Source organism: Salinimicrobium marinum, from assembly GCF_014651535.1.
Taxonomy (GTDB): Bacteria; Bacteroidota; Bacteroidia; order Flavobacteriales; family Flavobacteriaceae; genus Salinimicrobium; species Salinimicrobium marinum.
The window spans coordinates 128,811-145,042 of the sequence record NZ_BMXB01000005.1 but is presented as its reverse complement, the minus strand read 5'-3'; the positions used below and the strand labels follow the sequence as shown (position 1 = coordinate 145,042).

Genomic DNA, 16,232 nt, shown 5'->3' with positions numbered 1-16,232 from the left:
TTCTACTTTGGTAGAAAACTAATCAAATTATGACCACCACCCGCGAAAACGGAAGCTTATATACCAGTATTGTAAATAAAATAGCCACAGTAGAATTCGGGCATCCTGCCAGCAATTCCTTTCCTTTGGAACTGCTTCAAAGGCTGGAAAAGGAATTTCAGAAGTTATCAGATAATGATGAAGTAAACCTTATCATTCTAAAATCTGAAGGAGATCGTGCTTTTTGTGCAGGGGCTTCTTTTGATGAGTTGCTGGAAATTACAAATATGCAGCAGGGAAAACTCTTTTTCTCCGGATTTGCAAATGTGATCAATGCAATGCGTACGTGTAAAAAACTGATCGTTGGGAGGATCCACGGAAAAACTGTGGGAGGCGGTGTGGGTCTGACTGCGGCCTGTGATTATTGCCTCGCAACAGAACAGGCAGCTATTAAATTATCTGAATTAAGCATAGGAATTGGTCCTTTTGTAATCGCACCCGCTGTAGAACGAAAAATGGGAGTGGGCGCACTGGCAGAACTCACTCTGGCCGCTCACGAATGGAAAAATGCCTATTGGGCGAAAGAAAAAGGATTATACGCACGTGTTTTTGAAGATATCAAAGACCTGGATAAAGAGGTAGAAATATTTTCTGAAAGATTAGCCTCTTATAATCCTGAAGCTCTTTATGAAATGAAGAAAGCACTCTGGAAAGGAACTGAAGACTGGGATAAATTTTTACCCGAACAGGCTGCTATCTCGGGGGAGCTTGTCCTTTCAGAATTCACGAAAAATGCATTGACTAAATTTAAAAAATAGAAAAATGAAGTTATTTTTACTACAAGCATCTGAAGATGTGTCTGAAAGTTTTGCCTATAAATTAGGCTACGGTGTGGGATATGTAGGAGCGAATTATTTCTGGGAACTATTAATTGCTTTCTTACTCGTGGTTGCGGCTACAATTTATTTTATTGTAAAATATCGAAGAAACAGGTCCAGGGATATTTAATTCTCCTGAGAATTCAAGGCATAAAAACGAGTCTGTCAGGTTAAGCGGAGTCGAAACCTGTTTCAAGGCAGATATCAACAATTTTTATGCTGGCAAAGGAAGAGCATCGTATGGAATATTAGTGATTAATTTATTTCTGCGAGCAACTCCTCACTAACTTATATATTACGATGAAAATATTTTTAACACAGGTTTCAGCGGAAGAAGAAATCGGAAGCATCCAGGAACTGGGAATTAAGGCAGGTTTGTTCATAGGGACTCATTTCCTGGAAATAATAATCTTTGCTGCGTTGCTTATCATTTCAGTTTTTTTCTTCGGGCAAAGAAGAAAAAGATCGGCTGGTATTTAATTTTTTGGCAATTGATTTTTCGGTATCTTTCTTAAAAATAAACTATGGCTGTACAGGAACATTTACCAAAAGACAAACAGGCAACCCCCGAACAGGAGTGGGGATTTACCTTCTGGGAATTTATTGAAGGAAATTGGCCTTACCTGCTGGGAATTCTTATCATTCTTGGGATATTTTTATATGCAAGACATAGCTGGAGAAAAAGAAATGAGAAAAGATATAAAAACTAATGCAACAGGATGTCCCCGTTAATGACGAAACCTTTGAGATCCTCACTTTTTTAAGTGGCTACGGATTCTGGCTTTTGCTGGCCATTGCTCTTGTTGCAGTTGTTTTGTACAAGAAGTTCAGGAAATAATTTATCGGGTTTTAAGCCATCCGGTAATGCTGAGACGCTCGGTTTTCACCGGCTTTACCTCATGTTCTAATATCTGACTTTCAAAAATCACCACTCTCCCCGGAAATGGATAAATCGTTTTTGGCAATTCAACTCCATTTTCGTTGGTGTAAATCACCAGTTCCCCGCCATACTCTGGTTTCCAGTCCTGATCGTTCAGGTAACATACCATAGAAAGTTTTCGCCGGTCGTCGTTCTGGAAAGTGTCGAGGTGACGCTTGTAAAAAGTGCCTTCGGGATATAGGGCGTAGTGGAATTCTTTGTAGAGGATCCCCAGGAAACAGGTTTTGTTGAGGTAGTCCACGAAGTTGTTGATCTTCCTGAAAAAGGTTTTTTCTGCTTCTCCTGCAGTAGCCTCATTCAGCCATAAAATAAAATCTCCGCGAATGGTCTTTTCGATCACTTCATTGATACGGTTCCCAATAGCCGCTTTCTTGAAATTATCTTCTTCGTATTTTTCTAAGAGGGAATTCCGCAGCATTTCAACTTCTGTAGGATCAAAGAAATCTTCCACAACAGAATATTGTTGCTCCAGCAAATTTGAAATCACCTTTTCATACAGCGGATTTTCAACAAAATCTACCTGCTCATACAACTCATTTTCCAACATTCTCCTGGATTTAAAATTGAGCGAATTTACATTATTTCCAAATTCGATTTTTAATATTTTGTTCGCCTCTGTAAAATAATTATAATTTTTTAGATAACCTTATAAAGGCAGTAATCCTTTTGCTTTCTACCCGGTGGCTTTGAAATAGACTGAAGATTGGGTTTTTTAGCTTAAACAGGTGAGATTAAGAAAGTAGAATTTGCCCGCTTATTTAATACCTTTGCAAATCTAAATTGAATATCATGTCAAAAGTCAGGATCACCAAACAGTTTTCATTTGAAACGGGGCATGCTCTCTACGGGTATGACGGAAAATGCAAGAATGTGCATGGCCACAGTTATAAACTTTGGGTTACTGTTCTTGGCGAGCCGGTTTCAGATGAGAAGGATGTAAAGCTGGGCATGGTGATCGATTTTGGAGACCTGAAGAAAATGGTGAAGCAGGAGATAGTAGACGTTTTCGATCATGCAACTGTTTTCAATAAAAATACCCCTCACATTGAACTTGCGCAGGAACTGCAATCCAGGGGACATGATGTGATTCTGGTTGATTACCAGCCTACCAGCGAAAATATGATTCAGGATTTTGCTGAAAAGATCAAGGTTCGCCTTCCCGATCACTTGCACCTACATTCTCTGAAACTCCAGGAGACGGAGACTTCCTATGCCGAGTGGTACGCTTCAGATAATTAAAATTCCCTAACCGCCGAAGGGGGAGTAGATTTTAGTTTTAAATCTTTTATAAGATTCAGGATTACCTTGAAAAAGTCTTTTTAAACCTTTTCCCTTCTGAAAACAAAATTATTGGCAATAGTGATTTCCTGCTGAAGGATGGTGTGACCGACATTTTCAAATACTTCGAGTAATACCTCCGCATTTTTGTTCTTCAGGATTTCCGCAGTTCTCTGTACTCTTTCAAGAGGAACATGGGTATCTGGATCGCTTGTGCCGATAAATACGGGAGTCTGCTCAAAATCTGTGATGTAGTCGCCGGTGTTGATATTCTCTCCAATAAGTCCGCCGATGATTGCAACTGCTCCGCCGTATCTTTTGGCATTTCGGGTGATGTATTCGAGGGTGAGACAGGCCCCCTGGGAAAATCCGAAAAAGTATATGTTTTCTGAAGCTATTCCCTGTTTATTAAGTTCGGCTTCAGTATGTTTCAGAAGTTCCAGGGCAGAGGAGAGCCACGGCTGATTCTGGTCTTCGGGGGCCATAAATGACAGCGGATACCAGCTGTTGTTATAAGCCTTTGGCGCAACAAGGGCAAAACCATCTACATTAAAATGATCTGCAACAGCAAGAATATCTTCTGCCGTTCCTCCCCGGCCGTGTATCATGATGAGTGCTTTTTCTGCTTGTTCTATAGGTGTTCCTGCCGTTACCAGCTCTTTTTGGTGCATTTCCATTACTTAAAATTTTCGGTGTTTAAATGTACAGGTTTGACTGCTTTCTCTATTTCTTCCCTCCTGGATTGATACTGTGGCGGAAGTTTTAACTCTTCTCCCAAGCGCTCCGGGGCCTCATCTATGGCAAATCCGGGTTCGGCAGTGGCGACTTCAAACAACACTCCGCCGGGTTCCCTAAAGTAGATCGATTCAAAATATTGCCGGTCTAGAACGGGAGTCGGATTTAATCCGCGTTCATAAATCTTCTTCCTTATCTGCGACTGGTTTTCTGCATTGGCGGTATTGAATGCTATGTGATGTACCGTTCCGCCGCCACCAAGTCCGCGAAGGGCATCGGGGGAGCAGACAATGTCAATATAATTTCCGGGAGTATTGTCGGCTGCAAACCTGAAGCGGTTTCCTTTTTCTGCAATAAGTTGATGATCCATCACTTCCGTAAGCAATCCCGCAGTGCGTTCATAACCTTCCTGGGCAATTTCGGCGCTGTAGAAGCCTTTTATGGAATGTTCTAAAGGAATAGGCCCATACGTAAAGCCGGGGCGTTTGTCCAGGTCATTAAATACCAGTTCAAGACCAAGGCCATCGGGATCTTCAAAGTATATGAAGGCTTCACTATCAAAGCGTTCCTGTACAGGTTTATGGTTAATGTTAAATTTCTTCAGTCGGTTTTTCCAGTATTCGATGGAAGCCGAGGGCACAGAGAAAGTAGTAACATTCAGCATTCCTTTTCCGTGGCGTCCTCTTCGGATTCCTTCATAAGGGAAAAATGTGAGGATGGAACCCGGGGCTCCGGTTTTGTTTCCGTAGTAAAAATGATAAACTTCCGGCGCATCAAAATTAACAGTTTTCTTCACCATTCGCAGGCCCAGAATCCCTGTATAGAAATTAAGGTTGCGTTGAGGTTCCCCAGCAAGCGCTGTTATATGGTGAATTCCGGTAATAAGGTTGTCCATAGCATCCTTTTATTTAAAGATAGGCTTCTTTTCCTGAATAATCAAAAGATTGAGAGGGAGAGCCCTTCTGAACAAGCCCATTTTCTCAAATTAACTTTTTCCTTCTATCTTTACCGCCAGAAATCTAAAGAATGAATATTCAGGAAGGTAAAAAAGTGTATTTCTCCAGTGACAATCACCTTGGAGCCCCAACAGCTGCCGAGAGCAAGCCGCGGGAGGAGAAGTTTGTGAAATGGCTGGATGAGATCAAAGAAGATGCCGCGGCTATTTTCCTTTTGGGTGACCTCTTCGATTTTTGGTTTGAATACAAACATGTAGTGCCAAAAGGATTTGTTCGTACCCTGGGCAAACTTGCTGAAATTAAAGACAGCGGTATTCCTGTGCATTTTTTCGTCGGAAACCATGATTTATGGATGAACGATTATTTTGAAGAAGAACTGAATATTCCGGTGTATCACAAACCAAAAGAGTTTGAATTCAACGGAAAAACATTCCTGATTGGGCATGGAGACGGACTAGGTCCAGGGGATCAAGGCTATAAAAGGATGAAAAAGGTATTTACCAATCCTTTTTCGAAATGGCTGTACGGTTGGCTGCACCCGGATCTGGGAGTTCCGCTGGCGCAATATTTTTCGGTGAAGAATAAGGCCATTTCGGGGGAAGAAGACATGGAGTTTCTGGGAGAGGATAAGGAATGGCTAATTCAATATTGCCGCCGAAAACTGGAAAGCAAACACTACGATTACTTTCTTTTCGGCCATCGCCATCTTCCTATGGAAATTCAGCTGAATGAAAAATCTACTTACATTAATACCGGGGACTGGATCAACCACTACACTTATGCTGTTTTTGACGGGGAACAAACCCGAATAGTTACTTATTAAAGCCTGCTGGTGGTTAGCATTATTCCTGAAAATTCTTTTCTGAAATTAGCACTTTTAATTTCTCCCGGCACCCCAAATATAATCCTGCAGGTCGAGCTTAAATAAAGTTCCTTCTACAAGATCTGATAATTTGGAAAGCTCCTGCATGTTTAGGGAAATATCCATTTTTTCAAGCGGAGTTTTGAGCAGGATATTTCTACAGGATTTATTTGCCTTGCAGTCTGAGCAGTTATAGAATTGTGCAGACCTTATGTTCTGGGAAAACTTAGAAATCTCCTCCTGTAACAAATAAAAACTCATGTTCCTGAAAACCACCTGAATTCTCTCATAATCGGCATTTGGAACAGTATTTTTCCATCGAAAAGCCAGGCCCAGTTCGTTATGGTATATTAAAACGACGTCTTCCATCCTGAAAAGCTTTTTTTCCAAAGATAAACTTTTTATTTATACCCAGTCTAAATAACAGCTACTGAAATATATTTCTCCTGATTTTAAGCCTTTGGAAGATTTGTTAAAACTTCAATCGATTTCGCTATAAAAGGTTGATAACATTGTCTTTAAACCTGATAAATGTCATTCTTTAAGGTCTGCTTTGAGTGTATCTTTATTACATCAAAAAGATCAAATCTGCAGAGAATCTTGTTAATGAATTAAATACGCCACGCCATGAAAAATATCCTAATTCCCTTCGACTTTTCAAATGTTTCTTTAAATGCACTGGAGTATGCAGTAAAATTTGCCAAAAATGACGAAAGCATTACTTTATTTCTTCTTCATATTAATGATGGGAATTTAAAGGAGAGCGAAATTTCTGGCAAATTCCAGAATGTTGTTTTTAAATATGAGGGTCCTTTCAATCCGAAGATCGAGACGGTGATCAAATCGGGAAAACTCATTCCATCCATCCTGGAAATTCAGAAAAAACTGAAGGTGGACCTAATCATCATGGGGACCAAAGGTGCCGAAGGAGAGGATAATGTGGCAACAAGAACTTCAAAATTTGTTCAGGAAGCAGATCTTCCGGTGCTGGTTATTCCCGAAAAAGCAAAATACTTCAGGCTTGAAACCATCATCCTGACCCTTGGAAAAGATAAAATTGCAGACAGAACTCCTCTTTATGTCCTGCTGGATGTTTCCAGAAGGTTTAATGCCCGGGTTCATGTCCTTACAGTTCATCAGGCTACCGTGGAAATGGGCTATTCCGAAGAGGATGAAAGCAATGAAGCTACCCTTCAGTACTTCCTTGAAATGTTTTACTCACACCACTCCTTTGCAGAAAACGAAGACATTGAGCAAGGGATCAAAGAGTATATTGAAAAATATGACATAGACATGCTGGCCATCATGCCAAAAACTCACTTAAAAAATGATGAGGCTTCCGAAGGCAGGCTTACCAAACATTTAACCTTGCACAGTGATATTCCACTTCTTGTGCTGGATTAAAAAGAAATATAAACCCGGCCATGAAAGCTGTTGTTATTCCTGGCCAACTATAATGAGTGCTAACTTTAAATTAATAGATCATGGAAAATGTTTTAAAAAATCCTAATACCGGAACCCTTAAAAAATATGGGTTAAAGGATAATGTAGTGCGCTGGAATTTGCCGGGAGAGGAATTGCAAAAAATTACAGTAGAGAAAGGAATGGGAGTGGAGACCGAAAATGGTACTCTGGCCATCAATACCGGAAAATTTACCGGAAGATCACCACAGGATCGTTTTCTTGTAAAAGATGAATACACCAAAGATAAAGTGTGGTGGGGTAAAATCAATAAACCACTTTCTTCCGATAATTTTGATATGCTATATGAAAGGGTTACTGAATACCTTTCTGGAAAAGAGGTTTATGTTCATGATGGCTATGTTTGTGCCCATCCCGAATACCGCATGGATGTGCGTACGATTACGGAATATCCATGGTCCAACTTTTTCGTGAAAAACATGTTTTTAAGACTTAATGAAGAGGAGCTTGAAAACTTTGAAGAAGACTGGCTGGTAATATGTGCCCCCGGATATGAAGAAAAAGAGCCCGAAAAATACGGACTGCGCCAGGGGAATTTCAGTATCCTGAATTTTAGTAGAAAAATAGCTTTAGTAGGAGGTTCTGCCTATACGGGAGAGATGAAAAAAGGGATTTTTTCTGCCTTGAACCTTATCTTGCTGGTGGAAAGAAATGTACTGCCAATGCACTGTTCTGCCAACGTGGGAGAAGATGGAGATACTGCTATTTTCTTCGGACTATCAGGAACCGGAAAAACCACTCTTTCTGCAGATCCTGACAGAAAACTGATTGGGGATGATGAGCATGGCTGGACCGCCGAAAACGTGGTGTTTAACTTTGAAGGAGGATGTTACGCCAAGGTAATAGACCTTACTGAAGAAAATGAACCTGATATATTCAGGGCTATAAAACCAGGAGCATTACTTGAAAATGTGGTCTTCAAACCTGGAACCAGGGAAGTTGATTTTTCTAATAGTAGTATTACTCAGAACACAAGGGTAAGTTATCCAATAGAGCACATTGAGAATATCCAGCAGCCTTCTTACGCAGAAAATCCTAAAAATATTTTCTTCCTAACCTGTGATGCTTTTGGAGTATTGCCTCCGGTATCTAAATTAACTCCGGGACAGGCAGCTTATCACTTCATCTCCGGGTACACTGCAAAAGTTGCAGGAACCGAAGCAGGGATCACAGAACCTGTACCTTCTTTCTCAGCTTGTTTTGGAGAACCTTTCATGCCATTACACCCGGCAGTTTATGCAGAAATGTTGAGCAAAAAAATGAAAGATTCCAATGTGAATGTCTGGCTGATCAATACAGGATGGAGTGGCGGACCTTACGGAGTTGGTTCCAGGATCAAACTGAAATATACACGGGCCATGATCTCTGAAATTCTTAAAGGAGAACTTGAAAAAGTAGATTATGAAATACACCCTATCTTCGGATTAAACATGCCGAAATACTGCCATGGAGTTCCTTCTGAAATCCTCAGCCCAATTAACACCTGGCTTCAGAAAGGAGCGTACATTCAAAAATCCATTCAGCTGGCACATTCTTTCCACCTGAACTTTGAGAAGTATGCCAATGAAGCTTCAGAGTCAATTATTGAGGGTGGACCACTGATTGATGAACATCATAAAATGCAGGAAATGTAATTTTGAGGATGCAGTTAGTTTGGCTGCTAGAAAACCGTCTGGGCTTTGGTTCAGGCGGTTTTTGATTTTCTATAAAGTTTCAGATGTTGTAGTCTCTATGTTTTGAGGAGATAATTATTAGGTAAAGTAAATCGGTGATTATTTTTTAAACCGTCAGTGCTGAACCTCGGAAAAAGGGATCATATTCCCCTTTTATTTCCAATTCAGATGTTCGCTGGAATATGTGAAGTAGTGAATAACAGAAAAAGGGGGAATTTTAGTACGACGGTAAACTTCAGGCGTAAATCGAATTTTCCGGATACAAAATTTTTTAAGAAGTCTGTAGAAACGAAAAGGCTGCCTAAAAGTGGATCCTGCCTCACTCCTGATTTTCCCAAATTTTCAGAAGGACAGTTTCACTACTTTACAGACAGCCTTTTTCCTAAAAATTAAAAATTACTTCTTTAATAATCGTGACCTGTTGTATTCGTAATTCATGCGCGCAATGTTCAGTACCGAAATATCTTCGGGACATTCTACCTGGCAGGCTTCTGTAAATGAGCAGTGGCCAAAACCTTCCTCCTCCATTTGATTCACCATACTCACCACGCGTTGCGGAGTTTCCTTATTTCCCTGCGGTAATTGCGCCAGTTGAGAAATTTTGGCGCTGGTAAAGAGGGCTGCACTGGAGTTTTTACAACTTGCCACACAGGCACCACAGCCAATACAGGCTGCAGAATCAAAAGCTGCTTCGGCCTGTTCATGGGTAACGGGAATGCTGTTGGCCTCCGGAGCCTGCCCGGTATCAACCGACACATATCCTCCTGAGGCAATGATATGATCCAGGGAAGAGCGGTTCACTTTAAGGTCCCTAACGATTGGAAAAGCGGTTGCTTTAAAGGGTTCCACGTAAATGGTGTCGCCATCTTCAAAAGACCTCATGTGCAACTGGCAGGTGGTGGTGTGTTTTAATGGCCCGTGTGCAATTCCGTTGATCATAACACCGCATTGTCCGCAAATACCTTCCCGGCAGTCGTGGTCAAATTCTACAGGACGTTCGCCCTTTTTGACCAGCTGGATGTTCAGCATATCGAGCATCTCCAGAAAAGACATGTCTTTGCTAACCTCAGTAAGTGTATAATCCACGAAACCACCTTTGCTCTGACTATTTTTTTGTCGCCATATTTTTAGATAGATTTTCATACTATTTTTTATTTGTAGCTTCTAACTGTAGGTGTGACAGTATCAAAAACTAAAGGTTCTTTGTTTAAAACGGGAGAAGATGGATTTCCGGTCCATTCCCAGGCGGCAGAATAACAGTAATTTTCATCATCGCGCCGGGCTTCTCCTTCTTCGGTTTGATGTTCGGCTCTAAAATGTGCGCCACAGGATTCTTCCCTTTGAAGCGCATCAATACACATAAGCTCTGCGAGTTCCATATAATCTGAAACCCTTCCTGCTTTCTCCAGTTCGCTGTTCACTTCTTCCACATCTCCCGGCACGAGTAAATTCTCCCGGAATTCTTTTCGTAGCTTTTTGATGTTTTCAATAGCCTTTTGCAGTCCTTCTTTGGTGCGCAGGAGTCCGCATTTATCATACAATTCCTTGCCAAGTTCTTTGTGAAACTCCTCTGCTGTTTTACTTCCTTTGCATTTGAGGAAGCTTTCCAGCTGCTCCCGCACCTTCATTTCGGTTTCTTTGAAAGCAGGATGATCTATGTCTGTTTTTGGTGTTCTTATTTCATCTGCCAAATAATTCTGAAGCGTGTACGGAAGAATAAAATATCCGTCGACGCAGGCCTGTAACAGCGAGTTTGCACCCAATCTGTTGGCGCCGTGGTCGGAAAAATTGGCTTCTCCAATGGCGAAAAGTCCGGCGATGGAAGTCTGAAGATCATAATCCACCCACAGACCTCCCATAGAAAAGTGGGCGGCAGGGGAGATCTTCATAGGCTCCTTATAAGCGTCTATTCCGGTGATTTTCTTGTACATGGTAAAGAGATTCCCGTAACGTTCTGCAATTACCTCTTGTCCGTATTCTTTGATTGCTCTGGCAAAATCGAGGTAAACTGCATTTTTTAAAGGACCGACTCCCTTGCCCAGGTCAATTTGTTCTTTGGCAGCCCTGGAGGCAATATCCCTTGGCGCCAGGTTTCCGAAAGCCGGATATTTTCTCTCCAGGTAATAATCGCGGTCTTCCTCGGGAATAATTCCGGGGAGACGGGTTTCGTTTTTATCCTTCGGAACCCAGATTCGGCCATCATTCCGAAGCGATTCCGACATCAACGTAAGTTTGGATTGATGTTCCCCGCTTTGCGGTAGGCTGGTAGGATGAATTTGTGTCCAGCTGGGATTTGCCATAAAAGCACCTTTCTTGTGAGCCCTCCAGATAGCTGATGCATTACAGCCCATCGCCAAGGTGGAGAGGTAATAGATCTTTCCAAAACCGCCTGTTGCCAACACTACAGTGTGTGCCCCATGCCGCTCAATAGCGCCGGTATCCAGATTACGCGCAATGATCCCGCGTGCTTTGCAATCTATCATTACGATATCCAGCATTTCATGACGGGTGTATAATTTTACTTTTCCGGCGTTTTGCTGCCGTAAAAGTGCCTGGTAAGATCCCAATAATAATTGTTGTCCTGTTTGTCCACGGGCATAAAATGTTCTCGATACCTGTACCCCGCCAAAAGAGCGGTTTCTAAGATAACCTCCGTATTCCCGTCCAAAAGGTACGCCCTGCGCCACCGCCTGATCTATAAGACTTGCTGAACATTCCGCCAGTCTGTAGGTATTAGCTTCCCGTGAACGGAAATCCCCTCCTTTGAGGGTGTCATAAAACATGCGGTACACACTGTCCCCGTCATTTTTATAATTCTTGGCAGCATTGACGCCACCCTGGGCTGCCACCGAATGAGCTCTCCTCGCAGAATCCTGAAAACAAAAACTTTTCACATTATATCCCATTTCTGCAAGAGAGGCCGCGGCCGATGCTCCTGCCAGTCCTGTTCCCACCACAATTACTTCCAGTTTTTTCCGGTTATTGGGGCTAACGAGTTTTGCTTTTGCCTTATAGTTGCTCCATTTTTCGGCTATAGGGCCTTCCGGGATGGTCGCTTTGATTGTGATGCTCATAATTGCTGGGTTAAATAAATATATACGGGAATAAGTATGTAACCGAAAGTCATTACTACGGCGAAGATAATTCCCAGAATTTTAACAATTTTCGTGTACAATGGATGATATAATCCAAGGGTCCTGTGGGCACTAAAAACTCCGTGGAGTAAATGATACCCCAGAGCGATAATGGCCACGATATACAGGATCACATACCAAAGCTCCTGAAATGCAACTACCACAAGGGTGTAGAGGTCTTTGTTTCCGTTTATGTCAAGCGGCATTTCTCCAAATTTATAGGAGTACCAGAAATCTTTAAAGTGTATCACCAAAAAGACAAAAATGATGATCCCGAGTGCCATCATATGTCTGGAATACCACTTGCTGGCCCTGCCTCTGCGGTCTCTTGCATAGGATGGGCCGTTTGCTCTTTTACTTTTTATACCCAGGTAAATGGCATCAATGGTGTGTACAATAATACAGGCATATAATACATAGGCTACAAACTTCACGAAAATGTTCCCTCCCAGTAAGCGGCTATACGAATTATATTGCAGCTGTGCTTCTTCTGCGGGAAGCAACAACTGTAAATTTCCGGCTAAATGAATGATGAGAAAAAAGGATAGAAACAAACCTGTAAGAGCCATTAAATTTTTCCTGGTAAGTGTGTTTTTATTAAATATCATAGTGGAATTTTAGTGCCAAATTTTTATTTCAGATATCATTTTTACTATTTATAGAGGATTATTTTCTTCTGAAGAATTGTAATCAAAATTCTTTGATTTACTTCTGAAAAGGGATAAATCTCCATCGAAGTTATAAATTATATATCAATCTTTTACTGATTAAAATCAGCGGAGTTGAAGATGATGATCCGGAATTGATACTAGGAATCCAGATCATCTGTTTCAAATAATCAAAAAGGATTTTCTTGATCAGCCGTGTTCCATCCTTCTAAAATGCCAATTCAAAATAGGCTTTTTGCAGTGCTTCCCGGTGATCGGGATGAGCAATGGATATCATTGCCTTCGCACGTTGTTTCAGGTTTTTTCCGAAGAGATCTACTACGCCATATTCGGTTGCTATGTAATGCACGTGTGCTCTCGTGGTGGTAACTCCTGCTCCTTCTTTAAGAAACGGGACTATCTTGGAAACACCTTTATTGGTTACCGAAGGCATGGCGAAAATAGCTTTTCCTCCTTCGGAAAGGGATGCACCTCTTATGAAATCCATTTGTCCGCCCACGCCAGAAAAATGATATTTTCCGATAGTATCTGCGCACACCTGACCAGTAAGGTCAATTTCAATAGCCGAATTTATAGCAGTCACTTTTGGGTTTTGTCGAATAACAGCAGTGTCATTGGTATACGCTGCTTCTTTGAAATGCACCACAGGATTATCATCTATGAAATCATACAGGTTCTGTGTTCCGGCAGCAAAACAGGTAACAATTTTTCCGGTTTTAATCTTTTTTTCTTCCCCGGTTATTACTCCTTTTTCGATTAGGGGAAGCACGCCATCTGAAAAAAGTTCGGTATGTATTCCCAGTCTTTTGTGGTTCATTAATTTTGAAAGCACCACATTCGGGATGCCTCCGATTCCCATTTGCAGGGTGGCCCCGTCTTCCACTAGTCCGGCGACATATTCCCCCACTTTCTGCTCAATATCTGTGGGAGCAGTGATTACTGACGTATGGATTGGAAAATCAACGGCAATGGCAGAATGGATCTGACTGACATGAATAATTCCGTCTCCGTGGGTTCTTGGTACCTGCGGATTTACCTGCGCGATGACCTTTTTGGCAGTTTGAACTGCAGGTAGTGTAACATCTACCGATACTCCCAGGGAGCAATATCCGTGTTCATCTGGCGGAGAAACCTGTACAAAAGCAACATCTATGGGAAGAATATTCCTTCTGAAAAGCAGGTGGATTTCACTCAGGAAAACCGGAATATAAGCACCGATTTCAGAATTAACCGCCTTGCGAACATTTCCTGCTACGAAGCAACTGTTGGTTTTAAAAGATTTGTCGAAAGGAGGAGTGGTATATCTGGCCGCACCTTCGGTATGGATATGGATGAACTCCACATCCTTTACTTCGTTGTGGCGGTCACAAAGAGCTTCAATCAGGACATTGGGAGTCATGGCAGCTCCGTGAAGGAACACCCGGTCTCCCGATTTTACCTGGGTTACTGCTTCGGCAGGGGTTACGAATTTTAGAGAATTTGTCATAATTGTAATGTTAGAATGTAAAATATGCTACGTCCCCTATTCATCAATAAGGATCTCCAGTAACTGAATAGCGGTATCGCTGATCCTGGTTCCGGGCCCAAATACCGCTACAGCTCCGGCATCAAACAAATACTGGTAATCCTGGGACGGAATAACCCCGCCCACAATCACCATGATATCTTCACGGCCAAACTTCTTTAGTTCCTCAATCACCTGCGGCACCAGCGTTTTGTGTCCTGCCGCAAGGGAAGAAACCCCCAGAATATGAACATCGTTTTCAACAGCCTGTTTGGCAGCTTCGGCGGGAGTTTGGAACAATGGTCCAATGTCTACATCAAAGCCTATATCGGCATAACCGGTAGAAACTACTTTTGCGCCGCGGTCGTGCCCATCTTGACCCATTTTGGCAACCATGACCCTTGGACGGCGGCCTTCTTTCTCGGCAAAGTAATTTGCCATTTCCCGGGCTTTGCTAAAAGAGGTGTCTTCCTTCATTTCTCGTGAGTATACTCCGTTAAAGGATTGGATTTTTGCTTTGTACCTGCCATACACTTTTTCGAGCGCATCACTGATTTCTCCAAGGGTTGCTCTCTCCCTTGCAGCTTCAACAGCCAGGGCCAACAGGTTATCATTTTCAGAAGCGGCGGCTTCGGTTAATTTATTGAGTGCTGAGGTTACTTTTTCAGAATTTCTTTCTGTTCTTAGCTTTTCTAAGCGCTCTATCTGCTGCTTTCTTACTGTCTGGTTGTCGACTTCCAGGGTGACCATTGCATCTTCTTTTTCCCTTCGGTACTTATTTACTCCCACAATAATATCCTGCCCGCTGTCTATTCGGGCTTGTTTTACTGCGGAAGCTTCTTCGATCCGGAGTTTGGGGATTCCTGCTTCAATGGCCTTGGTCATTCCGCCGAGTTCCTCCACTTCCTGAATCAGTTCCCAGGCTTTAGTGGCGATCTTATCGGTTAAAGATTCTACGTAATAACTGCCGGCCCATGGATCTACCGTTTTGGTGATCTGGGTTTCCAGTTGCAGGTGTAACTGAGTATTCCGTGCTATTCTTGCAGAAAAATCGGTGGGAAGAGCAATGGCTTCATCCAGCGCATTGGTGTGCAGACTTTGTGTTCCGCCAAAAGCAGCGGCTGCGGCTTCAATACAGGTGCGTGCCACATTGTTGAAAGGATCCTGCTCTGTCAAACTCCATCCGCTGGTTTGGGAATGTGTTCTAAGGGCAAGGGATTTTTCATTTTTGGGATTAAACTGTTTCACGAGTTTCGCCCAAAGCATTCGGGCGGCACGCATTTTTGCAATCTCTGTAAAATGGTCCAGTCCGATTGCCCAGAAAAAGGATAAACGCGGTGCAAAACTATCAATTTCCATGCCGGCAGCCAGTCCCTTTCTTATGTATTCAAGTCCGTCTGCCAGAGTGTAAGCCAGTTCGATCTCACTGGTGGCACCGGCTTCCTGCATGTGATATCCGGAAATACTAATACTGTTGAACCGGGGCATATTTTTGGAAGTATATTCAAAAATATCTGAAATGATCTTCATCGAAGGGGTAGGAGGATAGATGTAGGTATTCCGCACCATAAACTCCTTTAAAATGTCATTTTGAATCGTTCCTGAAAGCAGTTCTGGCTTTACACCCTGTTCTTCGGCGGCAACGATGTAAAATGCGAGGACCGGAAGCACGGCTCCGTTCATCGTCATAGATACCGACATCTGGTCCAGCGGGATCTGGTCGAAGAGTATTTTCATGTCCTCTACCGAATCGATCGCAACCCCCGCTTTTCCCACATCACCAACCACTCTTTCATGATCACTGTCATAACCTCGGTGGGTGGGAAGGTCAAATGCTACCGAGAGGCCTTTTTGTCCTGCAGCCAGGTTTCTGCGGTAAAAAGCATTGCTTTCTTCTGCAGTAGAGAAACCGGCATACTGGCGAATGGTCCACGGCCTCATTACATACATGGTGCTGTAGGGACCGCGCAGGAAAGGGGCAATTCCTGCGGCATATTTTAGATGCTGCAACTCTTCTACATCTTTTTTGGAATATGATTTTTTCACTGCATTTTCCGGAGAATCGGGAGCAGCAGCTCTTTTTGGAGCTGGTGTTTCTTTAAGGCTAATATTTTGAAGATTCTTTCTTTCCATGGCCATTGCT

General features: G+C 42.4%; 18 protein-coding genes. 9 read left to right on the top strand and 9 right to left on the bottom strand.

All coding sequences use genetic code 11. The annotated features are described in order from the left end of the window. Positions 1–29: 29 nt before the first annotated feature. The 5 genes from IE056_RS09010 to IE056_RS18610 all read left to right on the top strand — a co-directional run bounded on the left by IE056_RS09010 (position 30) and on the right by IE056_RS18610 (position 1,695). Positions 30–797, top strand: coding sequence for an enoyl-CoA hydratase/isomerase family protein (locus tag IE056_RS09010; protein WP_189604379.1), 768 nt, complete (start codon positions 30–32; stop codon positions 795–797). Between the two features lie 4 nt (positions 798–801). Then, a complete protein-coding gene (locus IE056_RS09005; RefSeq protein ID WP_189604378.1) occupies positions 802–987 on the top strand; it encodes a hypothetical protein in 186 nt (61 codons plus the stop codon). A gap of 170 nt (positions 988–1,157) precedes the next feature. Continuing rightward, complete coding sequence (locus IE056_RS09000) at positions 1,158–1,337, top strand: hypothetical protein (protein ID WP_189604377.1); 180 nt, start codon at positions 1,158–1,160, stop codon at positions 1,335–1,337. 44 nt (positions 1,338–1,381) lie between these two features. Further along, positions 1,382–1,567: a hypothetical protein gene (locus IE056_RS08995; RefSeq protein ID WP_189604376.1), complete on the top strand. Its 186-nt coding sequence runs from the start codon at positions 1,382–1,384 to the stop codon at positions 1,565–1,567. Next, positions 1,567–1,695, top strand: a complete 129-nt coding sequence (locus tag IE056_RS18610; RefSeq protein WP_262891446.1) for a hypothetical protein — start codon at positions 1,567–1,569, stop codon at positions 1,693–1,695. The genes IE056_RS08995 and IE056_RS18610 overlap by 1 nt, the downstream gene beginning before the upstream one ends. Position 1,696: 1 nt before the next feature. Here the strand turns inward: IE056_RS18610 and IE056_RS08990 are convergent, their stop codons facing one another. Beyond that, a complete protein-coding gene (locus tag IE056_RS08990) occupies positions 1,697–2,344 on the bottom strand; it encodes a 2OG-Fe(II) oxygenase (protein ID WP_189604375.1) in 648 nt (215 codons plus the stop codon). A gap of 242 nt (positions 2,345–2,586) precedes the next feature. Between IE056_RS08990 and IE056_RS08985 the strand changes: the two genes are divergently transcribed. Continuing rightward, positions 2,587–3,036, top strand: coding sequence for a 6-pyruvoyl trahydropterin synthase family protein (locus IE056_RS08985; RefSeq protein WP_189604374.1), 450 nt, complete (start codon positions 2,587–2,589; stop codon positions 3,034–3,036). 80 nt (positions 3,037–3,116) lie between these two features. Here IE056_RS08985 and IE056_RS08980 read toward each other — a convergent pair whose 3' ends face one another. Further along, positions 3,117–3,752: an alpha/beta hydrolase gene (locus tag IE056_RS08980; RefSeq protein WP_229793713.1), complete on the bottom strand. Its 636-nt coding sequence runs from the start codon at positions 3,750–3,752 to the stop codon at positions 3,117–3,119. Further along, positions 3,752–4,705, bottom strand: a complete 954-nt coding sequence (locus IE056_RS08975) for a ring-cleaving dioxygenase (protein WP_189604373.1) — start codon at positions 4,703–4,705, stop codon at positions 3,752–3,754. Before IE056_RS08975 ends, IE056_RS08980 begins: the two co-directional genes overlap by 1 nt. A 131-nt stretch (positions 4,706–4,836) precedes the next feature. Here IE056_RS08975 and IE056_RS08970 point away from each other — a divergent pair, with 131 nt between their 5' ends. Then, positions 4,837–5,589, top strand: a complete 753-nt coding sequence (locus IE056_RS08970; RefSeq protein ID WP_189604372.1) for a UDP-2,3-diacylglucosamine diphosphatase — start codon at positions 4,837–4,839, stop codon at positions 5,587–5,589. Between the two features lie 54 nt (positions 5,590–5,643). On the opposite strand, the gene IE056_RS08965 is transcribed toward IE056_RS08970, so the two are convergent. Beyond that, complete coding sequence (locus IE056_RS08965) at positions 5,644–6,018, bottom strand: DUF6686 family protein (protein ID WP_189604371.1); 375 nt, start codon at positions 6,016–6,018, stop codon at positions 5,644–5,646. Positions 6,019–6,255: 237 nt separating this feature from the next. Between IE056_RS08965 and IE056_RS08960 the strand changes: the two genes are divergently transcribed. Both IE056_RS08960 and pckA read left to right on the top strand, forming a co-directional pair. Beyond that, positions 6,256–7,032 carry a universal stress protein gene (locus tag IE056_RS08960; RefSeq protein WP_189604370.1) on the top strand — a complete coding sequence of 259 codons (777 nt, stop codon included), beginning with the start codon at positions 6,256–6,258 and terminating at the stop codon, positions 7,030–7,032. Positions 7,033–7,112: 80 nt separating this feature from the next. Next, positions 7,113–8,744, top strand: coding sequence for a phosphoenolpyruvate carboxykinase (ATP) (gene pckA, locus IE056_RS08955; protein WP_189604369.1), 1,632 nt, complete (start codon positions 7,113–7,115; stop codon positions 8,742–8,744). Between the two features lie 435 nt (positions 8,745–9,179). Here pckA and IE056_RS08950 read toward each other — a convergent pair whose 3' ends face one another. The 5 genes from IE056_RS08950 to scpA form a co-directional block, all read right to left on the bottom strand. Next, entirely contained in the window at positions 9,180–9,926 is a 747-nt protein-coding gene (locus tag IE056_RS08950) for a succinate dehydrogenase/fumarate reductase iron-sulfur subunit (protein ID WP_189604368.1), read from the bottom strand. A gap of 8 nt (positions 9,927–9,934) precedes the next feature. Next, a complete protein-coding gene (locus IE056_RS08945; RefSeq protein ID WP_189604406.1) occupies positions 9,935–11,851 on the bottom strand; it encodes a fumarate reductase/succinate dehydrogenase flavoprotein subunit in 1,917 nt (638 codons plus the stop codon). Positions 11,852–11,853: 2 nt separating this feature from the next. After that, positions 11,854–12,525, bottom strand: a complete 672-nt coding sequence (locus IE056_RS08940; protein ID WP_189604367.1) for a succinate dehydrogenase cytochrome b subunit — start codon at positions 12,523–12,525, stop codon at positions 11,854–11,856. Between the two features lie 268 nt (positions 12,526–12,793). Next, positions 12,794–14,071 carry an acetyl-CoA hydrolase/transferase family protein gene (locus IE056_RS08935; protein WP_189604366.1) on the bottom strand — a complete coding sequence of 426 codons (1,278 nt, stop codon included), beginning with the start codon at positions 14,069–14,071 and terminating at the stop codon, positions 12,794–12,796. A gap of 36 nt (positions 14,072–14,107) precedes the next feature. Further along, positions 14,108–16,222, bottom strand: coding sequence for a methylmalonyl-CoA mutase (scpA, locus tag IE056_RS08930; RefSeq protein ID WP_189604365.1), 2,115 nt, complete (start codon positions 16,220–16,222; stop codon positions 14,108–14,110). Between the last annotated feature and the right edge of the window lie 10 nt (positions 16,223–16,232).